This window comes from Paramuribaculum intestinale, from assembly GCF_003024925.1.
GTDB classification, from domain to species: domain Bacteria; phylum Bacteroidota; class Bacteroidia; order Bacteroidales; family Muribaculaceae; genus Paramuribaculum; species Paramuribaculum intestinale.
This window is the reverse complement of record NZ_PUED01000363.1, coordinates 1-1,149: the sequence shown is the minus strand read 5'-3', so window position 1 is coordinate 1,149 and position 1,149 is coordinate 1. Positions and strand designations below refer to the sequence as shown.

Annotated in this window: 1 protein-coding gene; it reads right to left on the bottom strand. The window is 50.6% G+C overall.

Annotated elements, in window-relative coordinates; all coding sequences use genetic code 11:
- Nucleotides 1–348: 348 nt before the first annotated feature.
- Nucleotides 349–1,149 (bottom strand): IS110 family RNA-guided transposase (locus C5O24_RS13570; protein ID WP_107681986.1); only part of this gene is annotated, 801 nt, incomplete at its 5' end.

Sequence of the window (1,149 nt, the reverse complement as noted above, 5' to 3'; positions counted from 1 at the left end):
CTTCTATGTTGTATTCCAAAATTCTCGTTGAGATTTAGAAAAGATTAACGTTAAAAATCAATTGCTTATGTTTCTGTGCCGATTGTGTAGGCACAAAAGAGTCATGATCGAGGCCTCTGCCCCAATCAAATAACCGGCAATCGGTTAGAGCCCGAAATGCCTTGTAGTAAAAAAAGTCCTATCAGGCAAACTTCTATCAGTCACGCCCCATCGGGCTGACAGTTTACTTATTCAGCATAATAGGAAAGACGCCACAACCTTTCTTTTAGATGCAGCCAAGGCTCATCAAGGAGGCGAGAGTAGCCGTCTTACTGTATTTGCCTATAAGACTTTTGTGTGTCGCATTATCTAACGGCATTCATATCTGCGGTTTGATTTCAGTACGGAAAATATTATGTTGGAGAGCTTGCGGGCTATCCGGATTATGGCTTCCTGCGACTTCATTCCGCGGGTGCACAATGCGCCGAACTTTGCGGAGAGTTCCGCGTCGTGCCGTATGGCTATCCATGAGGCCTCGACTATTTTTGGACCGAGGAATTTGTTTCCCCGGAAAGTCTTCTCACCGACGTATTCCTTGTCGCCGCTTGATGACATCATCGGCACGAGTCCGAGGAACGATGCGAACTGGCGCTGGTTACTGAAGCGACCGATGTCATCAATCTCGGTAAGCAGGCTCATGGCAATTGTCGAACCAATGCCGGGAACCGACATCAGGATGCCGTATTTCTCGGCATACCTGTCGCTGCGCGCCAGCGAGCGCAATCTGCGGTTCACATCAAGGAGGCGTTCCCTGTAATGGAGTACCTCGGCAATGAGCAGGTCAAGCGAGACCCGGGTGTCGGAGAGCAACCGCACGTCATTCTGCAACCACGTTATGAAACTTCTTGTCCAGTGGCGGTTGCTTCGGAAATATTCTTCGGGGTACTCCACGCCGTTGTTGTACAGCAGATGCTTGATTCTGGATTTTATGCCGCCGGAAAGCTTCACAATAGTGGCGCGGTGGCGTACCAGCGCACGGTCGTCGAGGCTGTCCTTCGAGTGAATGTACACACTGCCGAGCTCGCCGCGCATAAGGGCTTTGGCCAGCTTTTTTGAATCCACCGGGTCTGACTTCGAGACCTTTTCCTTCTGGGTGGTCGGAACGTCAGC